We start from the raw sequence: 20,838 nt of genomic DNA, 5'->3' as shown, positions 1-20,838 counted from the left end.
AGTTCTCCAGCAGGATCAGAAGGTGCGACGCAGGGTCACCGCGACGAAATCGCGGTCCGCCAGGTTTTGCTTGTAGGAACCGTGGCCATCGGCATCGATGGCGTTGTCCACGGGGCCGAAGTAGTGGGTGTAGGAAACACCGAAGCGCCAGACGTCCAGGTAGGTGGCGTTCAGCCCCACGTTGAGGTCGCCGACATGCTCGCCGAGGAACGAGCCCACCACCGACGAGTTGCCGTCCAGGCCGTAGCCCACCCCCATCGGCACCGAAAGGTCGAGGCCCGGGTAGACCTGGCGGTATTTCGGCTCGTAGACCATGCGGATGTTGGTGGCGTCGCGGTCGGCATTGGGGTTCAGCGCGCTGCGGTTCTTGGTCACGCTGCTCAGGCGGTTCCAGGCGATCTCGCCCAGCAGGTCGGCCTCGTTGGAGATGAAGTTGGGCCCCAGGCTGGCCATCCAGTTGACCTGTGCGTGCACCGAGTTGCCCACCGCGTAGAGGACGTTGCCGTCGCCATCGGCGGTACCGGTAGAATCCACCTGGGCATCGCTGCTGAGCGGAGTGTTGCGGCGGATGGAGATCTCCCCGGCGACGTTCACCTCGCCGAAGGTGCGCGAGGCGCTGGCGCCGAAGGAACGGACGTCTTCCGGGTAGACCCAGCGATAGCTGCCGGCGCGGTAGCCCGAGTCGGTAGCGCCGGCGCCGACGCCCGGCAGGATGTAGATCTGCGGGGTCTTCTCGTTGTAGCGCACTGCGTACAGGCCATAGTCCACCTCGCCGACACGGAAGCGCAGTTGCACGCCGCCCTGCCCCGAGTCCTTAGCCTTGATATCGCTGATGCGGCGGAAGTAGCTGCTGCCGTCGCTGGCCAGCAGCATCCGTTCCGCACCGTTGCTGAGGAAGTCGACACCGGAGAAATAGCTGCCGGCGCCCGGCAGCAGGCTTTTCTCCCACTCCAGCTGGTAGTAGGCGCCAATGGCAACGTCCGGGGTGAGCTGCAACTGGCCGGACACCTGGTTGACCGGGCGCATCAGTTCCTTGAACTGCGTGTTGGGTACCGACTGCGCCTTCACCACATCGATCGGCGCCTGGGCGTTGGCGATGCCGTTGCCGCCGAAGAACAGGCTTTCGCCCCACAAGGTGGTATGTCGTCCGAGACGGCCGGTCAACGGCATGGAGCCCAGGTCGAAACGGCCGAACACGAAGGCGTCGAGCACCTCCGCGTTGCCGCCGTGCAACTTGCGCGTGCCGGAGGTGAACTCGTCATGGTCCACCGAGATGGCGTTGGCGGTGGCCGGCGAGTCGTTGTCGTTATGACCGTGGTACTCGGTGTCGTACCAGCCGGCGCCGCTCACGCGGAAGCCATAGCGCTGCTGGTAGGTCAGGTCGAATTCGCTGAGCACATCCAGGCGATTGGAGATCAGCCCCTTGTCGAAGTTGCGGTCGCCGTCATCGGTGTTGGGCCAGTTCGCCTGGGGCTCGCGAGTCAGCCGCGAATCCTGGCCCTCGACGCGGAAGGCCGCCGAGTATTTCGCGGTGGTGTCCCAGAGGATCTTCAGGTCCGGGTTGTCGGTATCGATCATGAAGGCTTCGCTGGGAGCGCTGCCGAGAGTGGCGAGCACCGCAAGGGCCAGGGTCTGGAGGCGCAGGCCCGGGAGCCCCGGGGCCTGAGGCTTCGCATGTAGCGTGGGTTTCATCGTCTTATCCTTGTTCTTGTTTTGGGACAATGCTGGTGTTGGCGTTCGGCGCCACGGCAGCAGGCGCTAGCGCCAGTGAATCAGCGCCTGGCCGGCCACCGGGGCGCGGAACCAGGGGATGCGGGTGCCTTGCAGGCTGCCCAGGTAAACCGTCTTCAGGTCGGGACCGCCAAAGGTCAGGCTGGCCATCCAGGGCGCGAGGGTGCCGCGGGCCGCGGCCATGATCTCGGGGGTCAGGGTCTTGTCGGCGTAGTGCCGGTTGAGCCGCGCGGTGGCCTGCGGGTCGCCATCGTCGAGCAGCGTCAGCACCTCGCCATCGGGCGTGATGGCAATCAGCTTGTCGCTCATCACCAGCGTCACCCAGAGGTTGCCGTAGCTGTCGAAGGCGAAGCCGTCGGGGAAGCCCTCCAGTTCGCTGGGCCCGTAGATTTCCCGCTCGCCCAGGGAACCGTCGGGACGCAGGCGCAAGCGCGAGATGCGCCGCACGTTGCTCTCGACCACGTAGAGCCATTCTTCGTTGTCGTCGAAACGGATCTCGTTGGTGCCGCCGAAACCCTCGGCGACGATGCGGATGCCCTTCTCGTCGATCACCCCGATGTAGCCATCGAGCACACCGGAATTGATCGAGTCGGTCCATGGCTGCATGGTCGTGGTCACGGTGAACCAGATGCGCCCCCTGGAATCGAGCAGAGGGAAGTTGGTCTTGCCCAGCGGGCGGCCATCCAGGTGGTCGTGCAGTACCTGCAGGCGGCCCTGGCGGTCCAGGCGCTCGATGCGATCCAGGCCCCAGTTGCAGATGATGAACTCGCCCTCGGCGGTCAGCGCCAGGCCATTGGGCAGCGAGGCGCCCTGGGACTGCACGTAGCGCTGCTCGAAGGACACCTCGGCAACCGCCGCCTGCTGCGGCGCCAGCAGCACCTGGCTGCCGTCGGCGCCGATGTGCATCACGCCTCCGCGGGCATCGGCGGCCCAGAGCGTGCCGTCGGGCTGCGCGACTATGCACTCCGGACGTTGCAAGTCATGCCCGATGAACTGGATGGCTTGCCGATCCACTTGCCATCCCTTGAGAGGATTGTGTCCACCCATCATGCGATACCTATGTGCTGGACTGCTGGCGCCGGCCGTGCAGCCGCCATCGACGGCGCAGCCGGACCTCGCCGGGCCTTTCGGCTGGCACCAGGTGAGTCGGGTAATGGAACCTGTGCCCGCGCTGCGCCCGGACGGGGCGTCAGATCGACGGGTACGCGGGGGTCATGCCCAGGCGGCGTCCCGGCGCGGTCGCGCGCATTCGGGAGGCCCGGACGGATTCGGGAAGGAGTCGGTGAATGCCGGGCCAGAACTGGCCGGCAGCGAAGCGCAAGGGGCAAGGTCCTGCCCGGACGTACCTGAGGCGTGGCAGCGCATGGTCATCTCCGGTTTTCGTTCTTGTTCTGCACGCCGCGGCGATCGGCCTGGCGTCTTCCCCTGTCGGTTCTGCGACGGGGCAGTGACGAAATTACGCAACCCTGAACCATTCGGGAAATTTTTAATTGACATACAAACCATAACTGCGGTGGATTATAAAAAGCCCCCGCCCCCGGACGGGTAAAACAACAACAATCATCTCGGCGCCCGCCATCGGCAGGCGTCCGACGTGCCGACAAGAGCCGAATCCGATGCGTTTCTACGGTCTGGACCTCAACCTGCTGGTCGTCCTCGACGTCCTGCTCACCGAGCAGAACATCACCCGTGCGGGCGAGCGCCTGCACCTCAGCCAGCCGGCCACCAGCGCCGCCCTCGCCCGCCTGCGCGACTACTTCCAGGACGACCTGCTGGTGCAGATCGGGCGCCGGATGGTGCGCACGCCGGTGGGTGACGGCCTGACGCTGCCGATCCGCGAGTTGCTGATTCAGATGCGTGCCACCCTGGAAAACCGCGCATTGTTCAAACCTGCGGAATCCAGCCGGAAATTCAGCCTCATCGTCTCCGACTACGTCGGTACCGTGCTGATGCCGGAGGTGAGCCGGCGGATCAACCAGTCCGCGCCCCTGTGCTCGATAGAGATGTTCCCGCCCCACAACGCGCCCACCGAACAGATCGAGCGTGGCGAGATCGACCTGCTGCTCCTGCCGGACCTGCAGATCACCACCGAACACCCGTCGCAGGCCCTGTTCCAGGATGAATTCGTCTGCGTGATGTGCCGCGACAACCCGCTGACGGAGTCGACCCTGAGCTTCGAGCAGTACAAGCAAATGAAGCACGTGCTGGTGCGCTGGGGCGAAAAGCGGGTTCCCACCGTGGACGAGTGGTTCCTGCACAAGTTCGACATCGAGCGCCGCTTCGACGTGATCACGAACACCTTCAACAGCGTGCCGTCCTACCTGATAGGCACCGAACGGCTGGCCACGATGCACCGCCTGCTGGCGGAGCGCTGGGTCACCTACCTGCCCCTCAAGATCCTGCCATTGCCCTGGACCGCCCCACGCCTGACCATCGCCATGCAGTGGAACAAGTACCAGCAGCACGATCCTGGGCTGACCTGGCTGCGCAGCCTGATCGTAGAGGTTGCTGCATCCATCTAGATGTCGACGTTTCCGGAAGCGAACCGACATGCAGCTTTATCGAACACCGGCCCCTGTCCTGCCGCAAGAATCAGAAAAAATCCTTGAAGCGTCCCGCAAAAACAGAAAACAAGAAATCCATTCCACTGATGCAGATCAATGAACCCGGCAAAAGTAATGTCATATTGACATTATCCGTAAAGAAAACTGCACAGAGAAACAACGATTGCGTGCCAAAGACAGAGTAAGGATCGATGTTTGTGAATTGACCGTCGGAATGTATGTGCTGGAGCTCGACGAGTCCTGGGAAAACACCCCGTTTCTGTTCCGTGGTTTCCAGATCAGGACCATGAAGGAGCTGGAGCGGATCAGGCAGATAGCGAACCATGCTTGGGTCGAGGCCCGGTCCCTGCCCGAGGGTCCCTCCGGGGACCCCGACATGGCGCTCGTGCCGCTCATCGGCAAGGTGGACTTCAGGCAAGAGATCGAGCAGGCACAGCAGACCTGGTGCGAAGCGCTGGAGGTTTCCCGGGGCCTGCTGGACGCGGTGCGCCTGGGCCAGGCCCTGGACATCCCCGGGGTCAAGCGAACCATCGAGGGGTGCGTCGAGAGCATCCTGCGCAACCCCGCGGCAATGCTCTGGCTCACCCAGATCAAGAACAAGGACGACTACACCGCCGAGCACTCGCTGAGAACGGCCATCTATGCGATTTCCCTGGGCCGCAGGCTCGACATGCTGCCCCGGGAACTGGTCGACATCGGCATGTGCGGCATGCTCCACGACCTCGGCAAAATCAAGGTTCCGCTGCCGATACTCACCAAGAACGGCCGGCTGTCCGCGGACGAATACCTGATCATGCAGACCCATGCCGACAGCGGCCGCAAGTTGCTCATGAGCACCAGCGACGTGCCACCGGCGGCCGTCGATGCCGCCTACTGCCACCATGAGCGCCTGGACGGCAGCGGCTACCCCCGGGGCCTGCGGCACGACAAGATCCCGCAAGTGGCGAAGCTGGTGGCGATAGTCGACGCCTACGATGCCATCACCAGCGACCGGGTCTACAGCAAGGGGCGCTCCAGCCTGGAAGCGCTGCGGATAGTATTCGATGCAGCCGGCACGCACTTCGACGAGGAGATGGTCGCGCACTTCGTCAAACTCATCGGCATCTACCCGCCGGGGGAAATAGCCGAACTGAGCAACGGCGAAGTCGGCATCATCATCGGCTGCCCACCCGGCAACAAGCTCAAGCCCAAGCTGCTGAGAGTGCTGGACGCCGACAAACGCCCCTGCCGGGAACGGGTCATCGACCTGGCGACGAACCCGAAGGACGACCAGGGAAAACCCTACTACCTCTATCTGGTCCACCCCAGCGGCGCCTTCGGCATCGACATCGAGCATTACCGCAAGAAGGGTCTTCTCGTTCCCGAGAATCTCTAGCCGAGTTCAGATGACATGACGGCTCTGCATCAGGCTGCACCAGGTCAGGGTCGGTACCGCCAGTGGTGGCACGCGCCGATCCGACATGCATCAGCTCGGCCGAGTTCGTCACCGAGAAACCCCAGGAAGATCTACATCCGCCACGGCTTCAATCGCGAAGCCGGCGAAATAGCGGGAGCTTCGGAGCGCGCTCCGACTTGTCGGGCTGTCGCCGTTCCCCGAGACAGTCGCTGGAGGTCCGGCAGCGCGAAGCCGGCATGGACTGGCAGATCCAGGAAAGCCCGGTCCATTTCAAGGCAGACGCAGTTGGCCATCTGGGCAGAGCGAAGTTAAATACCCGCATTGACAGCAAGAACCTTCAGAGGGCACCTGCAGGTAGCGGGCGGCGGGGAGGGGTCACCGTGCAGCATCTTCCGGCACGTAGATCATCCGCCCGTCGGCCAGGCGGTAGGTCACGCCGGCGCGGGTGCCCTGGCCTTCGCCGATCTCGCCGCTGGCCTCGTAGCGCTTCAGCTCCTTGCCCTCCTTGACCAGCAGGCGCATGTCCGCCTCCCCGGGGTTCTCGACCACCACCACCTTGTCCTGGCTGAACGGGTTGAGCGGGTTCTGCACGATCACGATCAGCAGGATGCCGATCACCACCAGGAACAGGTCGATCAGGTTGACCATCGAGAGGATGGGGTCGTCCGCCTCGTCGTGTTCGAGAAAGCGCATCAGTTGCCCTCCTGCGCGCGCTCGACGGCCCGCAGTTCCTGGAGCAGCCAGCGGCGGCGCACGGTGAGGACGAAGAAGGTGATGCTGGCGCTGACCAGGGCGAGGATCACCGCGGAAAACGCCACCACCAGGTTCTCGCCGATACCCTGCGCATCGTTGCGGGTCAGCGCCAGCAGGGCCGGCCCCATGGGGATCATGGTCGCCACCAGGCCGAGCATCGGCGTGCTGCGCGAGGTCACGCGCAGCCATTCCAGGCGCTGCATGATCCACAGTTCGAGGTCGTCGCTGTTGCCGCCGTGGGCTCTCTGCCAGGCCGCCAGGCGCGACTGGTAGCGCCCGCTGCGGCGCTGCCAGGCTTCCACGGCGAAGCCGCCGAGGGCGATGAAGGCGTAGGCCAGGGCGGCCAGGATCAGCAGCAGCACCGGCAGCAGGAACAGGCGCGTCAGTTCGTAAAGGCTGGTTTCCAGGGCATTCATGGGCGGTTTTCCATCAAACGGCGGTTGATAACGACTTGCCGGCCGGCGCCGGCGATAAACAGGACGAGTAGCAGCGCCAAGGCCAGGCGGATGCTCGCGTCCGGCTCGCCCCCCTGGGGCGGCGCGACCTCTTCGAGCACGCGGCCGCTGACCGCCTCGGCGGCACCGGCGGCCGTGGCGCCATCGGCCGGCGCCGTGGCAGCGGACTCGCCGAAGCCGGCGGCCATCTGCTCGATGAAGGCCCGGGTCGTCGCTTCGCTCCCCTGCCCCGCGCCGGCGGCGGCCAGTTGTTGCCAGCGCTCCGCCAGTTCGCGGCGGGTCTGTTCGCTGGCATCCCAGTAGCCCTTGCGAATGGCCTCGGCCAGGCGCTCGATGATCTGCGCCTGGGCCCTCGGGTTGTGCTGCTGGAACCATTCGGCGAGGCCGAGCTGGCGGCGGTCCATGACGAAGGTGTCGTGCAGCGCCTGCCACTGGTCGGCACGGACCATGCTGCGGTCCGCCGCCTGCCAGCCCCACAGGTTGTTGGCCAGGTCGAGCATTTCCAGGCTGCCGGCGTAGCCTTCGCGCTGCATGGCGCTGATCCATTGCGGGTTGAGGTAGCGCCCGCGCAGCTCGTTGGCGAGGAATTGCGCCGCGCCCGTGGTTCGCGGCTCGCGCTGGCGCAGGTCGGCGATGTACAGCGCCGGGCTGGCGCCGTCCAGGTGGCGGACGGCCAGCGACAGGCCGCCGAGGAACTCGAACGGATGGTCGCTGGCGAGCACGCCGTTGAGCGTCGAGGAGCGCGACAGGATCGCCGCCTGCACGCCCTTCAGCTGTTCGGCGAACAGGTTGCCGCCGTCCAGCTTCACGCCCCAGTCGCGGCTGCCGTAGGCGTACTGCAGGCGGCCGAGGAACTGCTCGGCGAGGGCCGAATCGTCGTCCCAGCGGGTGGAGTCCAGGGCCAGTTGCGGTAGGCCGGTGCCATAGTCGCCCGGCGCGTTGCCGAACAGGCGAAGGCGCGACAGCCGCTGCGCCATGTCTGGCGCCACGCCCTGCTCGCGCAGGCGCCGTTCCAGCGCGCGGCTGTTGGCGACCAGCGGGTTGCCCGGCTCGTCCAGGCTGGCCAGGCGCTCGATGGCCTGCGCGAGCAGGCGCATGAAGCCGTCGAACTGGTCGCGGTAGACGCTGGTCACCTGCAGCACCACGTCCACCCGCGGCCGGCCCAGCTCCGTCGCCGGCACGATGTCCAGCGCCAGCAGGCGGCCGCCCGCATCCCAGCGCGGGCGCAGGCCGAGGGCGTGCAGGACCTCGCTTTCGACGATACCCAGATGGCGCATGGTTTCCGAGGACCAGAGGCTGAAGGCGAGCTTGTCCGGCGCCTGGCCCTGGTGCTCCGCCCGGTAGTTCTCCAGCAGTTGGCGGAACGCCTCGTCGCCGGCCTCGTAGGCGGCCCGGGTCGGTACCTTGTCCGCTTCGAAGGCATAGAGGTTGCGTCCGCTGGGCACCCCGGGGTTGCGGATCGGATCGCCACCGGGGCCCGGCGCCACGAAGCGCCCGGCCAGGCCGGCGAGCAGCGCCTCGAGTTCGCCGGTCTCGCCGAGCTGGCGGTCCAGCGCCCGTGCCCGCAGCAACTGCTCGCGCAGGCGCGGGTCGGCGACCGCGCCAATATCGCCATCCTCGCGCAGGTAGCGTTGCAGGGTGCGGTAGGCGCGGTTTTCCTGCAGGGCCTTGAAGTCGCGGGCGAACAGCTCGTTGGGGTCGAGGCCGAGTGCCCGGTAGTAGGGCTCGCCCAGTTGCTGCATCACGGTGCTCAGGCGCAGCTCCGGCGCCGCGGCGACGCCGAAGGTGTGCAGGCCCAGCGGCATGGCCGCTCCGGCAAGCCCGTGCAGGTGGTCGTGGAGCTGCGCGAGGAACGCGGGGAAGTCCTGGCGCATCGCCTCCTCGCTCCAGCCCAGGTCGTCCTGCAGGTGCGAGGCCAGCACCGCGGCGCGGATCTGCTCGGCGCTGCGCTCACGCACGGCGCCCTCGTCCAGCTGCTGGTATTCGTGGATCAGGTGGTGCAGGTCGCGCAGTTCGTCGTACAGGCCCGCCGGGGCGAAGGACGGTGTCTGGTGGCTGACGATGACCGCACGCCCGCGCCGGCGCGCCTGGATCGCCTCGCCGACGTTGTCCTGGATGTACGGATAGAACACCGGCAGATCGCCGAGCACGCGCATGGGGTAGTCACCCGCGGCCAGCCCGCGGTCCTTGCCGGGCAGCCATTCCTGGGTGCCATGGGTGCCGAAGTGGATCAGCGCGTCGGCGGCGAAGCCCTCGCGCACGAACTGGTAGACCGCCAGGTAGAGGTGGTCCGGCGGTACCGCGCTGTCGTGGTAGGCCTCGCCCGGGCGGCCGGCGCGCGGTGGCTGCGGCAGCAGCAGGAGGTTGCCCAGGCGTGCCGCCGGGAACAGGAAGCGACGCTGGCCGTCGATCTCGCGCAAGGCCCAGTGCTTGCCGGGCTCGCCCCAGCGCTGGCGCAACTGTTCGCGCAACGGGGCCGGCAAGGCATCGTACCAGCGCAGGTAGGCGTCCAGCGGCAGGCTGGCGGCAAGGCCGTCGCGGTACAGCGCATCGAGGGTGTCCGGGCGGTAGTAGCCGCCGAGCAGGCGCTGCGCCGTGTCGATCAGCGCGGCCTCCGAGGTTGCCGGCACCAGGTAGCCGGCCCCGTGCAGCGACTCGCTCAGCCTGGCCAGGCTGGCCGGTACGTTGAGATGCGAGGCGGCGATGTTCTTCTCGCCCTCGGGGTGGTTCCAGAACATCAGCGCCAGGTGCTTCTGCGCCGTCGGCAGGCGGCGCAGCCGCACCAGGCGGTCGAGCTTGCCGAGCAGGGCCTCGGCCTGCCCCGCCATCAGCTTCGGCTCGCCGTGTTCCAGGGCGCTGATCACCAGTGGGTCGCTCATGCCCCAGGTTTCCGGCACGCCGAGGAAGGCCGCCGCAGTGCGCGCCGGAATCCCGCTGGCGGCGGCGAGCCAGTCGGCCTCGCTGCCGTCGCGGTAGCCGAGGGTCTGCAGCACCGGGACGTCCAGGGCGAGGAACTCGGCGCGCCGGGCCGGGCCGTTCTGCAGGTGCTGCAGGTTGACCAGCGCCTGGATGCCGGCCCCGGCGAACGACCGTGTCAGCGCTTGCGCGTCGCCGTCGTCGAACCACAGCGCCAGGGGCGCCTGGCCATGCCGCTCGCTGCGGCGCAGCAGCTCGTCGATGGCAGCGGTCTGGGCGTCGGCGATGGCGCTGCGCGGGATCACGAAGGCGATCCGCGGCGCCGCCTTCGCCCAGCGTGGCGTGGCCCAGGCCAGGTAGTCGGCGAGGTTGGCGAACGGCGCCGGCGCATCGGGGTGGTAGAAGCCCGCTTGCGGCAGGCGCTGCGGCGCCGGCACGGCATCGGTCGGCAGCCCGGCGTGCTGGCGCTGGAGCAGTTCGAACAGGTGGCGCAGGTTGGCCTCGCCGCCATTGGCATAGTAGCCGACCAGCCGCTCCGCCAGGGGCGCCGGCAGGTTGCCGAAGCCCGGCGCGCCGCCACCGACGCGGATCCAGGGCAACGGCCGGCGCTGCAACAGGTCGCCCAGCGCCTGCTCGACCTGCGCCCGGTCGCCGGGGCGCGGGGTATCGAGGATCAGCAGGTCGGCCCCGTCCAGCCAGCGGGCATCCGGCTCGCCGCCCTCGCCCAGGCGCAGGCCTTGCAGCTGCACGCCGGCGTCGCGGGCCCAGCCCGCCAGGCGCTGGTGCTTGCCCGGCAGCACGAAGTCGCTGCTGAGCACGCGTACCTGCGCCGGCTCCGCCCAGGCGCCGGCGCACCCCATCAAGGCACAGCAGAACATCAGCAGGCGGCGCATCAGAAGCTCGCCACCAGGCCGATGTGGAAGGTGCGCCCCGCCTCGGCGTAGGTGAAGTTTTCGTTCTGCTCGGCCAGGCGTTCGTCGCCGAGGTTCTCGATGCCGCCGCGCAGCGTCAGGTTGTCGCTGAGCTTCTGGTTCAGGTCCAGGTGCCAGAGGCTGTAGGCCGGCAAGGCGTAGCCGACGTTGCTGCTGTAGGCCACCTGGCTGCCGACGTACTCCGTGCGCAGCTGTGCGCTGAAGCGCGTGTTCGGCGTCCATTTCAGCAGGCTGTTGGCGAGGTGCCGGGAACGGTCGCCAAGACGCTGGCCGACGGTCTGGTTGCGCGCGTCCAGGTAGGTGTAGTTGAGTTCCCAGCGCAGGTCGGCCGGCAGGTCGATGCCGCCGCCCAGCTCGATGCCGCGGATGCGCGCCTTCTCGACGTTCTCGTAGTTGCGCACCTCGGCGCCGCGCACGCCGCAGCGTGACACGCAGACGGTCTGGATCAGGTCGCGCACGTCGTTCTCGAACAGTGTGCCCTTCAGCGACCAGCCCTCCCCTTCGTAGTCCGCGCCCAGCTCGTAGGAGGTGTTGGTCTCCGGCTTCAGGTCGGGGTTGCCGTAGATGGTGAAGCGGCCTCCCCCACCCACCGCCGCGTATTCCGGCGACAGCTGCTTCAGGCTCGGCGCCTTGTAGCCGCGGCCGACGCCGGCGCGCAGGCTGAGCACATCGGAGTAGTGGTGCAGCAGGTACAGGCGCGGGCTGCTCTCCCAGCCAAACGCCTCATGCTTGTCGAAGCGGCTGCCGAGGGTCAGCGACCAGTCGGGGGCGAAGGCGATCTCGTCCTGCAGGAACAGCGCCTTGTGCCGCGCGCTTTCATCACCAGCGGCGTTCACCGTGCTGTCCTCCAACTGCTCCTTGCGCCATTCGCCGCCCACGCTGAACAGGTGCCAGTCGAACGCCGGCACGCTCACATGGCCATCCACCACCGTATCGGTCAGGCGCTGCGGGTCGCTGGCCGGTTGGGCGTCGGAGCGCGCGTTGTGCCGCTCCAGGCGGTTGCGGTAGGTGCGCAGCTGGCTGCTGCCCCAGTCCCACTCGCCGCTGTGGGCGAGCGACCACTGCTCGCGCTCGATCCGGTCGCGGGACTCGTAATAGCTCGAACGCGCCCCGCCGGTCTCGCTGTTGCGCCAGCGCCGCTCGCGGCCGCGCTGATGGCCGAGGTCGATGCGCTGGGCCTCGTCCGGCGTCCAGCTCAGGTTCAGGCCGCCGCTGTCGGCGTTGCGCCCTTCCAGCTCGGACAGGCGCCGATTGTCGGCATCCGGCGTCTCCTGCTGGCGGCGCGTCTCGCCGTTCAGGCTGAGCCCCAGCTTGCCGGGCACCAGCGGCCCCGCGACATAGGCGCCGAGCTGGTGGTTCTGCCCGCCCAGGCCATCCTCGCGCACGCCGCCGTCGAGCAGGCCGCTGCCGTGCCAGGCATCGGTCCCCCGGCGGGTGATGACGTTCACCACGCCGCCCAGTGCCTCGGAGCCATACAGCGACGACATCGGGCCGCGCACGACCTCGATGCGCTCGATGCTTTCCACCGGCACCCAGCCCAGGTCGAAGTCCGAGTGGGCAATGGCGCCGGACGAGGACGCGATGCGCTTGCCGTCCACCAGCACCAGCGTGTGTTCGCTGCTCATGCCGCGGATGCTGATGCCCCGCCGCTCCAGGCCGATGCCGTTGAACTGCAGGCTTTCCGAGCCCCGCAGGGCTTCCTGCAGGTCGCGCACCGGCCGTTGCTGCAGCGCTTCGGCGGTGACCACGGACACGCTGGCCGGCGCGTCCCTGAGCTTGCGTTCGGTCGTGGTGGCGCTGACCACCGTGGGTTCGAGGTCGACCGGCGCGGCCATGGCCAGCCAGGGGAAGAGGCAGACGAGCGGCATGGAACGGGACAGCCGCGGTGAAGGGGAATGGCACGAGTAGGGAGTCGGGGTCATGGTCTGGAAGGTATTGGAAGAATTAATTGACATGTTATAACGTAACACTAAAGTAAATCCATCAAAGTACGCAGGGAGCGTCGCCGGACACTCGGCCACTCGCTACTGCAGCATCAGGTCACGCTTCCAGTGCCGGCCACCCTCGCGATAGCCCAGGCAGGCATAACCGCCCCGCGGGTCTACATGGCTGCCATCGATTCCGCCACTCCGCACATAGGCCGCGGACAGTGACAGGCCGCGGGCACCAAGGGGCGCGAGGTCGAGATCGTGTTGAGGGCGTGGAAGTCCGACAGCTGCACGGCGTTGCCGAGGAAGATCGCGCCGCGCGTGACGTAGCCGAAGGGCGAATCACCGTCCACCTGCTGGTAGCCCAGGCCGATCCACTGCGGGCCGAAGCCATGGCCGCCAAGCAGGCCCCAGGCGGTGTTGTCACCACGCCTTGCCAGTATCGCGGCGGCGGTAGAGGTTGAGCTCCAGCGACAACGCCCTCCCCTCGCCCAGCGGCCGGTGCGAAATGCACGCCATCCAGCGGATTGTGCCCGGCCACCAGCAGCAGGCCGAATCAGCGCCCCCCTGCAAACATGCATGTGCGAATAGCTCGTAGAAGCGCTTGGGCCCCCATCGAGGCGATGCCGAAATCGGAAACGCATGCAGTCCGGCATGAGCACCAAAGCGAAGGGGCTTGGGGAGAGTCCATGCATGGGCGTTTAGCAATGCTGTCGTACGGCTATGGCCTGTCGGTAACCGCCGTGCAGCTGGCCCACGCCTACGCCACCCTGGCCAATGGCGGGCGGATGATGCCCCTGTCGCTGGGTGCCGCGAGCGCGCGCCGAGCCCCGAGCAGGTCATTCCGGAAAGGGTCGCACGTACTGTGGCGGCCATGCCCGAACAGGTGGTCGAGTCGCCTCGCGGCATCCATCGCGCCCGGGTGCCCGGCTATCACGTGGCCGGCTCGACCGCCCTGAGGCTGGGGGCAGTTCTGGAGGCAATGGAGAAATCGACCATTGAACCGCAAACGACTCGGCATCGCCCTGCGCTACCGCTCCAGGCGCTGGAAGCGCCGCCAGTTGGCCGGGGACATGCCGGCCAGGCGGAGGAATACCCGGGAGAAATGCGACTGGTCGGCGAAGCCGCAGTCCAGGCCTATCTGCGACAGGCACAGCGAAGTGTCGCGCATCAGTTCCTTGGCCTTCTCCACACGCCTCCTCAGCAACCAGTCGTGGGGCGACAGGCCGGTGCTGAGCTTGAAGGCGCGCGTGAAGTGACTGCGGGACAGCGCACATTCCTGAGCCAGGCGGGCTACCGACAGGCCGTCGCTCAGATGGTTGGCGATCAGTTCCTGGGCGCGCCGCAGTTGCCAGCCGGCCAGCCCCCTGGCCGACTCCCGCGGCGCGGGGGCCTCGCCGTAGCGCGCGTTGAGGTGGGTGCACAGGGCGAGCATCACCTGGTCGATGAACAACTGGTTGACCTGGCCCGGCATGCCCAGCGCAGGCAGCAGGGCCTGCGCCAGGTGGTAGGCGACGGGATCGACCTGCCCGGTAATCCTGTCGAACGCCACGGGCCTCGGAACGCCCTCCTCGTAGAACAATTCGTTCATGGCGGTGCACGGCAGGGTGAAGCGGAGGTTGTCGTAGGCCGCCCGGTGCTGGCAGCGCACCTCGTCGCCCAGGTAGGCGATGGACATGCTCTGCCGCGCATGACCGCCGTCGTACACCAGGCTGCCGCCGCGCCAGAGACGGTGCGAGGCGAAGTCCCGGAGCTGGACGATGACCGAGAACGCATCGTCGCAGGGGATCTTCAGCACCTGTTCGGCGTCCGGACGCTCCTCGTATTTGCGCAGGATCGAGTAGTTCCCGCCGCCAAGGGCCGCCGGCGCCCGCGCCTGCCCGTCCCGGGCCGCTTCCTGCCCTGCCTTTTTGTCCAAGCGCATGGCCTGCCCTCCCGGCTCGAATTCATCTGTCCAATTGCCCCGAAGCTCCAGAACGCCCTTTCGGGACGATGCCTGGTGAGCCCGGTATAGAGCCCCTGCATTGCAGCGAGACGACAGACTGCAGAATAGACGCCCCGCCACCCGGCCACTCCCGGATCGTTCAAGGAAGATGATATTGAGCGCCTGGATGAGTACAAATAGAATCAATGGAATTCCATCAATTCCGATTCATGCATGAAACTCCTTCCCGACCTGGAAGCCTGGGCGATCTTCGCCCAGGTGGCCAACAGCGGTTCCTTCGCCGGCGCGGCCGAGGCGCTGGGCATCTCCCAGCCCACCGTGTCCAAGGCCATCGCGCGCCTGGAACGCCGCCTGGGCACGCCCCTGCTCCACCGCACTTCGCGCCGGCTCTCACTCACCACCGCAGGTACGCAAGCCTGGGAACGGGCCTTGCGCATCCTCGAAGAAGGGCGTGCCGCGGAAGCCGAGGCCTCCGCCCAGGCCAGCATGGCGTGCGGCCGCATCCGCATGACCGCGCCGATGTCGTTCGGCCTGAAGTACCTCGCGCCGCTCGTCCCGGCGTTTCTTGAGCGTTACCCGGAAATAGAGCTGGACCTGTCCCTCGACGACCAGGTGGTCGACGTGGTGGCCGGGGGCTTCGACGTCGCCCTGCGCATCGCCGAGCTGCCCGACTCCAGCCTCAGGTCACGCCGGCTGTGCGCCGTCCGGCGGCCCCTGGTAGCCACGCCGGAATACCTCGACCGGCACGGCCGCCCGCGCCACCCGCAGGACCTGGCACAGCACCGCTGCCTGCTCTACAGCAACCTGCCGACGCCGGAGGCCTGGAAGTTCCACCACCCGACCCAGGGCGACTGCAGCGTGCCGGTTCGCGGGCGGCTCAGCAGCAACAATGCCGACGTCATCAGCCCCGTGCTGCTGGCCGGCCAGGGCCTGGCGCTGCAGCCGGAGTTCATCGTCTGGGATGCCCTGAAGAGCGGGGCGCTGGAAGAAGTCCTCGCGGACTGGCACATCGCCAATATCCACATCAACCTGGTGACGCCGCCCGGCCCCTTGCGCCCGGCGCGGGTCACCGCCCTGCTCGACTTCCTGGGTGAACACCTGGCCCATGCGCCCTGGGCCCTGGACGGAGACTGAGCGGGCGCACAAACGTCCCAAATGCACGCATCGCTACAAGACCGGGGGGAGCCGGCCAGCGCACAGTCTGCACTCCACGTTCCCACCGGAGACTCTTCGCCATGGGCTGCCCCCGGCCACACGCTGCCGCGCCCGGCCGATCACACCCTGATCGGCCACCGGTCGCAGATGCCCTTCGCCACCCGGTCCATCGACGCCTCCGAAGGCCACTGAACGCCATGCCGGCAGGACGGTGGCATGGCCTTCCCGCCGGTTGTCGCCAAGCGCCGTCCTGCCACAGCCCTGGCATCCGCTACCGTCCGGCTGCCCTGGCCGGGCGGCCACCTGCCCGTCGCGCTATTCGTCAGCCGTGCTGCTGACCTACCTGCTCGTGCCGGCGGCCGGCCGCCGTTTCGCCACCTGGCTGCCTGCCCGCCGACCGAGGAGCACCCGATGAGCCAAGACCCATCCAACCCCAGCCGCCGCCACTTTCTCGCCGCCGGCTCCGTGCTAGGCGCCGCGGGAGCTCTGCTGTCCGCCCTGCCCCTGAGCGGCGCGGCTGGTTCCACGCCTACCGAAACCCGAGGGAGCCCCATGATTGCCGACCTGATCCTGCACAATGGCCGCATCCACACCGTGGATCGCGAAAACCCCACCGCCAGCGCCGTGGCCATCAAGGACGGCAAGTTCCTCGCCGTCGGCACCGACGCCCAGGCCATGGCCCTGCGCGGCAGCGCCACCCAGGTCGTCGACCTGAAGGGGCGCACCGTCATCCCCGGCCTCAACGACTCGCACCTGCACCTGATCCGCGGGGGCCTGAACTACAACCTCGAACTGCGCTGGGAAGGCGTGCCGTCGCTGGCCGATGCCCTGCGCCTGCTCAAGGAGCAGGCCGAACGCACACCTTCGCCGCAGTGGGTCCGCGTGGTCGGCGGCTGGACCGAATTCCAGTTCGCCGAGAAACGCATGCCGACCCTCGACGAGCTGAACCAGGCCGCCCCGGACACCCCGGTGTTCGTCCTCCACCTGTACGACCGCGCCCTGCTCAACCGCGCCGCCCTGCGCGTGGTCGGCTACACCAAGGACACGCCGAACCCGCCCGGTGGCGAGATCGTCCGCGACAGCAGCGGCAACCCCACCGGCATGCTCATCGCCCGGCCCAACGCGATGATCCTCTACGCCACCCTGGCCAAGGGGCCGAAGCTGCCACTGGAATATCAGGTGAACTCCACCCGCCAGTTCATGCGCGAGCTCAACCGCCTGGGCCTGACCAGCGCCATCGATGCCGGCGGCGGCTTCCAGAACTACCCCGACGACTACCAGGTCATTCAGCAATTGGCCGACGCCGGCCAGCTGAGCGTGCGCATCGCCTACAACCTGTTCACCCAGAAGCCCAAGGAAGAGCTGGCCGACTTCAGGAACTGGACCGGCAGCGTGAAGTACGGCCAGGGCAGCGACTTCTTCCGCCACAACGGCGCCGGCGAGATGCTGGTGTTCTCCGCCGCCGACTTCGAGGACTTCCTCGAACCGCGCCCGGACCTGCCACCGAACATGGAAGCCGACCTGGAGCCGGTGGTGCGCCACCTGGTGGAACAACGCTGGCCGTTCCGCCTGCATGCCACCTACAACGAATCCATCTCGCGCATGCTCGACGTGTTCGAGAAGGTCAACCGCGACATTCCCTTCAACGGCCTGCCGTGGTTCTTCGACCACGCCGAAACCATCACGCCGCAGAACATCGAGCGCGTGCGGGCGCTGGGCGGCGGCATCGCCATCCAGGACCGCATGGCCTTCCAGGGCGAATACTTCGTCGACCGCTACGGCGCCAAGGCCGCCGAGGCCACCCCGCCGATCCAGCGCATGCTCGCCGAGGGCGTGCCGGTGGGCGCCGGCACCGATGCCACCCGCGTGTCCAGCTACAACCCCTGGACCTCGCTGTACTGGCTGGTCAGCGGCAAGACCGTGGGCGGGCTGAGCCTGTACCCCGAGGGCCTGTCCCGCGACACCGCGCTGCAGTTGTTCACCCACGGCAGCGCCTGGTTCTCCAGCGAGCAGGGCAAGAAGGGGCAGATCAAGGTCGGCCAGTTGGCGGACCTGGCGGCGCTCAGCGCGGATTACTTCAGCGTCGAGCAAGAGCAGATCAAATGGCTCGAATCGGTGCTGACCGTGGTCGGCGGCAAGATCGTCCACGCTGCCGGCGAGTTCGACAAGCTGGCGCCGCCGGCACTGCCGGTGCTACCCGACTGGTCGCCGGTGGCCAAGGTCCCCGGCCACTGGAAACCGGCCGCGCCGCTCGCAGCGCAGGTGCACCAGTGCGTCGGTGCCTGCGCCGTGCACGCCCACGATCACGGGCGGGCGCGCCGGTCGAACGTGCCGGTCAGCGACTTCCAGGGCTTCTGGGGCGCCTTCGGCTGCTCCTGCTTCGCCTTCTGAAAGCCGGCGCGGGCCTGGCGGCCCGCGCCCCCAGCGAGAACCCGCGATGGTCCGAGCCCCCTACATCCTCCTGCCCTCCCTGGCCTGCGCCGCCTCGGTCACTTGCGCCGCGCCCCACGGCGGCCTGCTGGACGGCGCGCAGTGGTCGCTGCTCGGACGTAACTATTTCCTGCAGAACGACTACCGCACCCGGCCCTCGCCCAGCGGCCAGAGCCTGCGCCAGGAATGGGCCCAGGGCTTCATCGCCGACTTCCGCTCGGGCTTCACCCCGGGCGCCCTCGGGCTGGGCTTCGACGCCCACGCCTTCCTCGGCCTCAAGCTCGACGGCGGCCGCGGTCACGCCGGCACCGGCCTGCTGCCGCGCAATGCCGACGGCTCCGCGGCCGACGACTATTCCGACGTCGGCGGCGCGCTGAAGCTGGACCTCTCCCGCAGCACCCTGAAGTTCGGCGAGATGACCGTGGAGACGCCCGTCTTCGACACCGGCGACAAGCGCCTGCAGCCGGAATACGCCAGCGGCACCCTGCTCGAGGTGCGGGAGTTCGACAACCTGCGCATCCAGGCCGGGCGCTTCACCGCCTTCAGGAACCAGGACTCGGCCTCCGCACACGGCGACTTCGATGGCTATGGCGCCAGCACCCGCGGCAGCGCCCTGAGCTTCGCCGGCGCCGACTTCGCCCCCAAAAGTGACTTCGGCGGCTCGCTGTTCGCCGGCCAGCTCGACGACACCTGGCGCCAGTACTACCTGAACCTGCACTACGGCCACGCCGGCCTGCTGGTCGATGGCAACCTGTACAAGACCCGCGACGAAGGCCAGGCCCGCGCCGGGGCGATGGACACCACCGCCTGGAGCCTGTCGGCGCGCCAGCGCTTCGGCGCCCAGGCCCTGACCCTCGCCTACCAGCAGGTCGACGGCGACACCCCCTTCGACTTCGTCGGCGGCGACTCCATCTACCTGGCCAACTCCATCAAGTACGCCGACTTCAACGGCCCCGGCGAGAAGTCCTGGCAACTGCGCTACGACCTCGACCTGGGCGTGCTCGGCGTACCCGGCCTGGGCTTCATGGCCCGCTACGTGCGCGGCAGCGGCATCGACGGCAGCCATGCCCCCGCCGATGGCGCCTACGCCGGGATGTACGGCCGCGGCGGTCGCCACTGGGAGCGCGACAGCGAGCTGCGCTACGTCTTCCAGTCCGGCCCGGCCAAGGACCTTTCGCTGTACCTCTCGCAGGTCAGCCACCGCGCCGACGCGGCCCAGGGCGGCGACGACATCGACCGCCTGTACCTGATCATCGAATACCCCCTCAAGGGCGCCCTATGAACCCTGCCCGCTCGGCCTCGGCAACGGGCCACGGAGCGTTCCCGCGGCATTCCCCGCGCGCGGCCTGGGCCGTGGCTCGTCGTCACGGACAGACCGCCGACCACCCGGCGCGGCATCTACGCCGCGCTCCATCCACTCGATCCATGAAGGAAGAGTCCCATGACCAACAAATACCTTGAACTCCTGACCCCGCAGAACAGCCAGGTCATCTTCATCGACCAGCAGCCCCAGATGGCCTTCGGCGTGCAGTCGATCGACCGCCAGGTCCTGAAGAACAACGTCGTCGCGCTGGCCAGGGGCGCCAAGGCCTTCAAGATCCCGACCACCATCACCACGGTCGAGACCGAAGGCTTCTCCGGCTACACCTACCCGGAACTGCTGGCGGTGTTCCCGGAAAACAGGATCCTGGAGCGCACCTCGATGAACTCCTGGGACGACCAGAACGTGCGTGACGCACTGGCCGCGAACGCGGCCCAGGGCCGCAGGAAGGTCGTCGTCTCGGGGCTGTGGACCGAGGTGTGCAACACGACCTTCGCCCTGTCGTGCCTGCACGACACCGACTACGAGATCTACATGGTGGCCGACGCCTCGGGCGGCACCTCGGCAGATGCCCACAAGTATGCGATGGACCGCATGATCCAGGCCGGGATCGTACCGGTGACCTGGCAGCAGGTGGTGCTGGAATGGCAGCGCGACTGGGCCCGCAAGGAAACCTACGAGGACGTCATGGCGCTGGTCAAGGATCACTCCGGCGCCTACGGCATGGGCGTGGACTACGCCTACACCATGGTCCACAAGGCGCCCGAGCGCGTGCAGCACGGCGAGCGCATCGGCCCGAGCCCGGCCAAGTAAGGCCGCACCACGAGCCCCGGGGGGAACCGCATTGTCGGTCCCCCCGGGGCCCATCCCCGACCTTCATGCACGCTCCGGCCAGGCGCCCGCGCCCCGTCCCGGAGTCGAGGTGAACCATGAAACTGTATGTCCTGTCCCTGGGCGCCGGCCTGCTGGTCGGCGTCATCTACAGCCTGCTGAACGTACGCTCGCCCGCCCCGCCGCTGGTGGCCCTGGTCGGCCTGCTCGGCATCCTGGTGGGCGAACAGATCATCCCGGTCGGCAAGCAGTTGCTGAACGGCACAGCCTTCAGCACGGCCTGCGACAAGACGCAGGCCACCCGCCATGTGCTGGGCCAACTGCCTGGACGGCATGCGTCGGAAGAGGCGCCCGAACGGGAACGGACGTGAACGGCTTGGCGCCATGGGATAACGCCCCACTGCCCGGAGGGCCCGAGCGCATCCCCGGCACCTGCGGCAGCCAGAGGGCTTCCGCGATCCACCTTCGCGGTTGTTGTCCG

General features: G+C 67.8%; 16 protein-coding genes and 1 pseudogene. 8 read left to right on the top strand and 9 right to left on the bottom strand.

The genetic code is table 11. The annotated features are described in order from the left end of the window. Positions 1 to 15: 15 nt before the first annotated feature. Together DK254_RS24175 and DK254_RS24170 are read right to left on the bottom strand one after the other, a co-directional pair. Positions 16 to 1,692, bottom strand: coding sequence for a DUF1302 domain-containing protein (locus DK254_RS24175; RefSeq protein WP_109935882.1), 1,677 nt, complete (start codon positions 1,690 to 1,692; stop codon positions 16 to 18). 66 nt (positions 1,693 to 1,758) lie between these two features. Continuing rightward, positions 1,759 to 2,745: an SMP-30/gluconolactonase/LRE family protein gene (locus DK254_RS24170; RefSeq protein ID WP_256595952.1), complete on the bottom strand. Its 987-nt coding sequence runs from the start codon at positions 2,743 to 2,745 to the stop codon at positions 1,759 to 1,761. A 602-nt stretch (positions 2,746 to 3,347) separates the two neighbouring features. Between DK254_RS24170 and DK254_RS24165 the strand changes: the two genes are divergently transcribed. Then, on the top strand, positions 3,348 to 4,253 hold the full coding sequence (locus DK254_RS24165) for a LysR family transcriptional regulator (protein WP_109935881.1): 906 nt from the start codon (positions 3,348 to 3,350) through the stop codon (positions 4,251 to 4,253). A gap of 70 nt (positions 4,254 to 4,323) precedes the next feature. Here DK254_RS24165 and DK254_RS34410 read toward each other — a convergent pair whose 3' ends face one another. Further along, the gene (locus DK254_RS34410) at positions 4,324 to 4,620 is read right to left on the bottom strand and encodes a hypothetical protein (RefSeq protein ID WP_177412106.1); all 297 of its coding nucleotides are present in this window, start codon (positions 4,618 to 4,620) and stop codon (positions 4,324 to 4,326) included. Here DK254_RS34410 and DK254_RS24160 point away from each other — a divergent pair. Beyond that, complete coding sequence (locus DK254_RS24160; RefSeq protein WP_109935880.1) at positions 4,510 to 5,670, top strand: HD-GYP domain-containing protein; 1,161 nt, start codon at positions 4,510 to 4,512, stop codon at positions 5,668 to 5,670. The two genes, DK254_RS34410 and DK254_RS24160, sit on opposite strands and share 111 nt — an antisense overlap. Before the next feature lie 396 nt (positions 5,671 to 6,066). Here DK254_RS24160 and DK254_RS24155 read toward each other — a convergent pair whose 3' ends face one another. The 5 genes from DK254_RS24155 to DK254_RS24135 all read right to left on the bottom strand — a co-directional run bounded on the left by DK254_RS24155 (position 6,067) and on the right by DK254_RS24135 (position 13,256). Next, complete coding sequence (locus tag DK254_RS24155) at positions 6,067 to 6,384, bottom strand: DUF2149 domain-containing protein (RefSeq protein WP_089394431.1); 318 nt, start codon at positions 6,382 to 6,384, stop codon at positions 6,067 to 6,069. Next, complete coding sequence (locus DK254_RS24150) at positions 6,384 to 6,860, bottom strand: MotA/TolQ/ExbB proton channel family protein (protein ID WP_089394432.1); 477 nt, start codon at positions 6,858 to 6,860, stop codon at positions 6,384 to 6,386. The genes DK254_RS24155 and DK254_RS24150 overlap by 1 nt, the downstream gene beginning before the upstream one ends. Further along, positions 6,857 to 10,708 carry a cobaltochelatase subunit CobN gene (gene cobN, locus DK254_RS24145; RefSeq protein WP_109935879.1) on the bottom strand — a complete coding sequence of 1,284 codons (3,852 nt, stop codon included), beginning with the start codon at positions 10,706 to 10,708 and terminating at the stop codon, positions 6,857 to 6,859. Before cobN ends, DK254_RS24150 begins: the two co-directional genes overlap by 4 nt. Then, positions 10,708 to 12,669, bottom strand: a complete 1,962-nt coding sequence (locus DK254_RS24140) for a TonB-dependent receptor domain-containing protein (protein ID WP_109935878.1) — start codon at positions 12,667 to 12,669, stop codon at positions 10,708 to 10,710. Before DK254_RS24140 ends, cobN begins: the two co-directional genes overlap by 1 nt. Before the next feature lie 179 nt (positions 12,670 to 12,848). Further along, positions 12,849 to 13,256, bottom strand: a complete 408-nt coding sequence (locus tag DK254_RS24135) for an OprD family outer membrane porin (RefSeq protein ID WP_256595951.1) — start codon at positions 13,254 to 13,256, stop codon at positions 12,849 to 12,851. A gap of 123 nt (positions 13,257 to 13,379) precedes the next feature. On the opposite strand from DK254_RS24135, the pseudogene DK254_RS24130 reads away from it, so the two are divergent. Next, positions 13,380 to 13,627 (top strand): annotated as a pseudogene (locus DK254_RS24130) (penicillin-binding transpeptidase domain-containing protein); the annotation flags it as partial. 78 nt (positions 13,628 to 13,705) lie between these two features. Here DK254_RS24130 and DK254_RS24125 read toward each other — a convergent pair. Further along, entirely contained in the window at positions 13,706 to 14,599 is an 894-nt protein-coding gene (locus DK254_RS24125) for an AraC family transcriptional regulator (protein ID WP_109935877.1), read from the bottom strand. Positions 14,600 to 14,833: 234 nt separating this feature from the next. Between DK254_RS24125 and DK254_RS24120 the strand changes: the two genes are divergently transcribed. The 5 genes from DK254_RS24120 (at position 14,834) to DK254_RS24095 (ending at position 20,728) form a co-directional block, all read left to right on the top strand. After that, a complete protein-coding gene (locus tag DK254_RS24120) occupies positions 14,834 to 15,754 on the top strand; it encodes a LysR family transcriptional regulator (protein ID WP_109935876.1) in 921 nt (306 codons plus the stop codon). 573 nt (positions 15,755 to 16,327) lie between these two features. After that, positions 16,328 to 18,166: an amidohydrolase gene (locus DK254_RS24110; RefSeq protein WP_109935874.1), complete on the top strand. Its 1,839-nt coding sequence runs from the start codon at positions 16,328 to 16,330 to the stop codon at positions 18,164 to 18,166. A 46-nt stretch (positions 18,167 to 18,212) separates the two neighbouring features. Further along, on the top strand, positions 18,213 to 19,487 hold the full coding sequence (locus DK254_RS24105) for an OprD family porin (protein WP_109935873.1): 1,275 nt from the start codon (positions 18,213 to 18,215) through the stop codon (positions 19,485 to 19,487). 159 nt (positions 19,488 to 19,646) lie between these two features. Further along, positions 19,647 to 20,339, top strand: a complete 693-nt coding sequence (locus DK254_RS24100; RefSeq protein WP_109935872.1) for a hydrolase — start codon at positions 19,647 to 19,649, stop codon at positions 20,337 to 20,339. 116 nt (positions 20,340 to 20,455) lie between these two features. Further along, positions 20,456 to 20,728: a XapX domain-containing protein gene (locus DK254_RS24095; RefSeq protein WP_109935871.1), complete on the top strand. Its 273-nt coding sequence runs from the start codon at positions 20,456 to 20,458 to the stop codon at positions 20,726 to 20,728. Positions 20,729 to 20,838: the final 110 nt, after the last annotated feature.

The organism is Pseudomonas sp. RW407 (assembly GCF_003176655.1).
Taxonomy (GTDB): Bacteria; Pseudomonadota; Gammaproteobacteria; order Pseudomonadales; family Pseudomonadaceae; genus Pseudomonas; species Pseudomonas delhiensis.
This window is presented reverse-complemented; position numbering and strand designations above follow the sequence as displayed.

Excerpts from the sequence above, each read along its gene's own strand:
- DK254_RS24095 (WP_109935871.1), top strand. The coding sequence starts at position 20,456 with ATGAAACTGTATGTCCTGTCCCTGGGCGCCGGCCTGCTGGTCGGCGTC.
- cobN (WP_109935879.1), bottom strand. The coding sequence starts at position 10,708 with ATGCGCCGCCTGCTGATGTTCTGCTGTGCCTTGATGGGGTGCGCCGGC.
- DK254_RS24100 (WP_109935872.1), top strand. The coding sequence starts at position 19,647 with ATGACCAACAAATACCTTGAACTCCTGACCCCGCAGAACAGCCAGGTC.
- DK254_RS24105 (WP_109935873.1), top strand. The coding sequence starts at position 18,213 with ATGGTCCGAGCCCCCTACATCCTCCTGCCCTCCCTGGCCTGCGCCGCC.
- DK254_RS24125 (WP_109935877.1), bottom strand. The coding sequence starts at position 14,599 with ATGCGCTTGGACAAAAAGGCAGGGCAGGAAGCGGCCCGGGACGGGCAG.
- DK254_RS24155 (WP_089394431.1), bottom strand. The coding sequence starts at position 6,384 with ATGCGCTTTCTCGAACACGACGAGGCGGACGACCCCATCCTCTCGATG.
- DK254_RS24175 (WP_109935882.1), bottom strand. The coding sequence starts at position 1,692 with ATGAAACCCACGCTACATGCGAAGCCTCAGGCCCCGGGGCTCCCGGGC.
- DK254_RS24160 (WP_109935880.1), top strand. The coding sequence starts at position 4,510 with ATGTATGTGCTGGAGCTCGACGAGTCCTGGGAAAACACCCCGTTTCTG.
- DK254_RS24120 (WP_109935876.1), top strand. The coding sequence starts at position 14,834 with ATGAAACTCCTTCCCGACCTGGAAGCCTGGGCGATCTTCGCCCAGGTG.
- DK254_RS24165 (WP_109935881.1), top strand. The coding sequence starts at position 3,348 with ATGCGTTTCTACGGTCTGGACCTCAACCTGCTGGTCGTCCTCGACGTC.
- DK254_RS24150 (WP_089394432.1), bottom strand. The coding sequence starts at position 6,860 with ATGAATGCCCTGGAAACCAGCCTTTACGAACTGACGCGCCTGTTCCTG.
- DK254_RS24140 (WP_109935878.1), bottom strand. The coding sequence starts at position 12,669 with ATGACCCCGACTCCCTACTCGTGCCATTCCCCTTCACCGCGGCTGTCC.
- DK254_RS24110 (WP_109935874.1), top strand. The coding sequence starts at position 16,328 with ATGATTGCCGACCTGATCCTGCACAATGGCCGCATCCACACCGTGGAT.
- DK254_RS24135 (WP_256595951.1), bottom strand. The coding sequence starts at position 13,256 with ATGCATGTTTGCAGGGGGGCGCTGATTCGGCCTGCTGCTGGTGGCCGG.
- DK254_RS34410 (WP_177412106.1), bottom strand. The coding sequence starts at position 4,620 with ATGGTTCGCTATCTGCCTGATCCGCTCCAGCTCCTTCATGGTCCTGAT.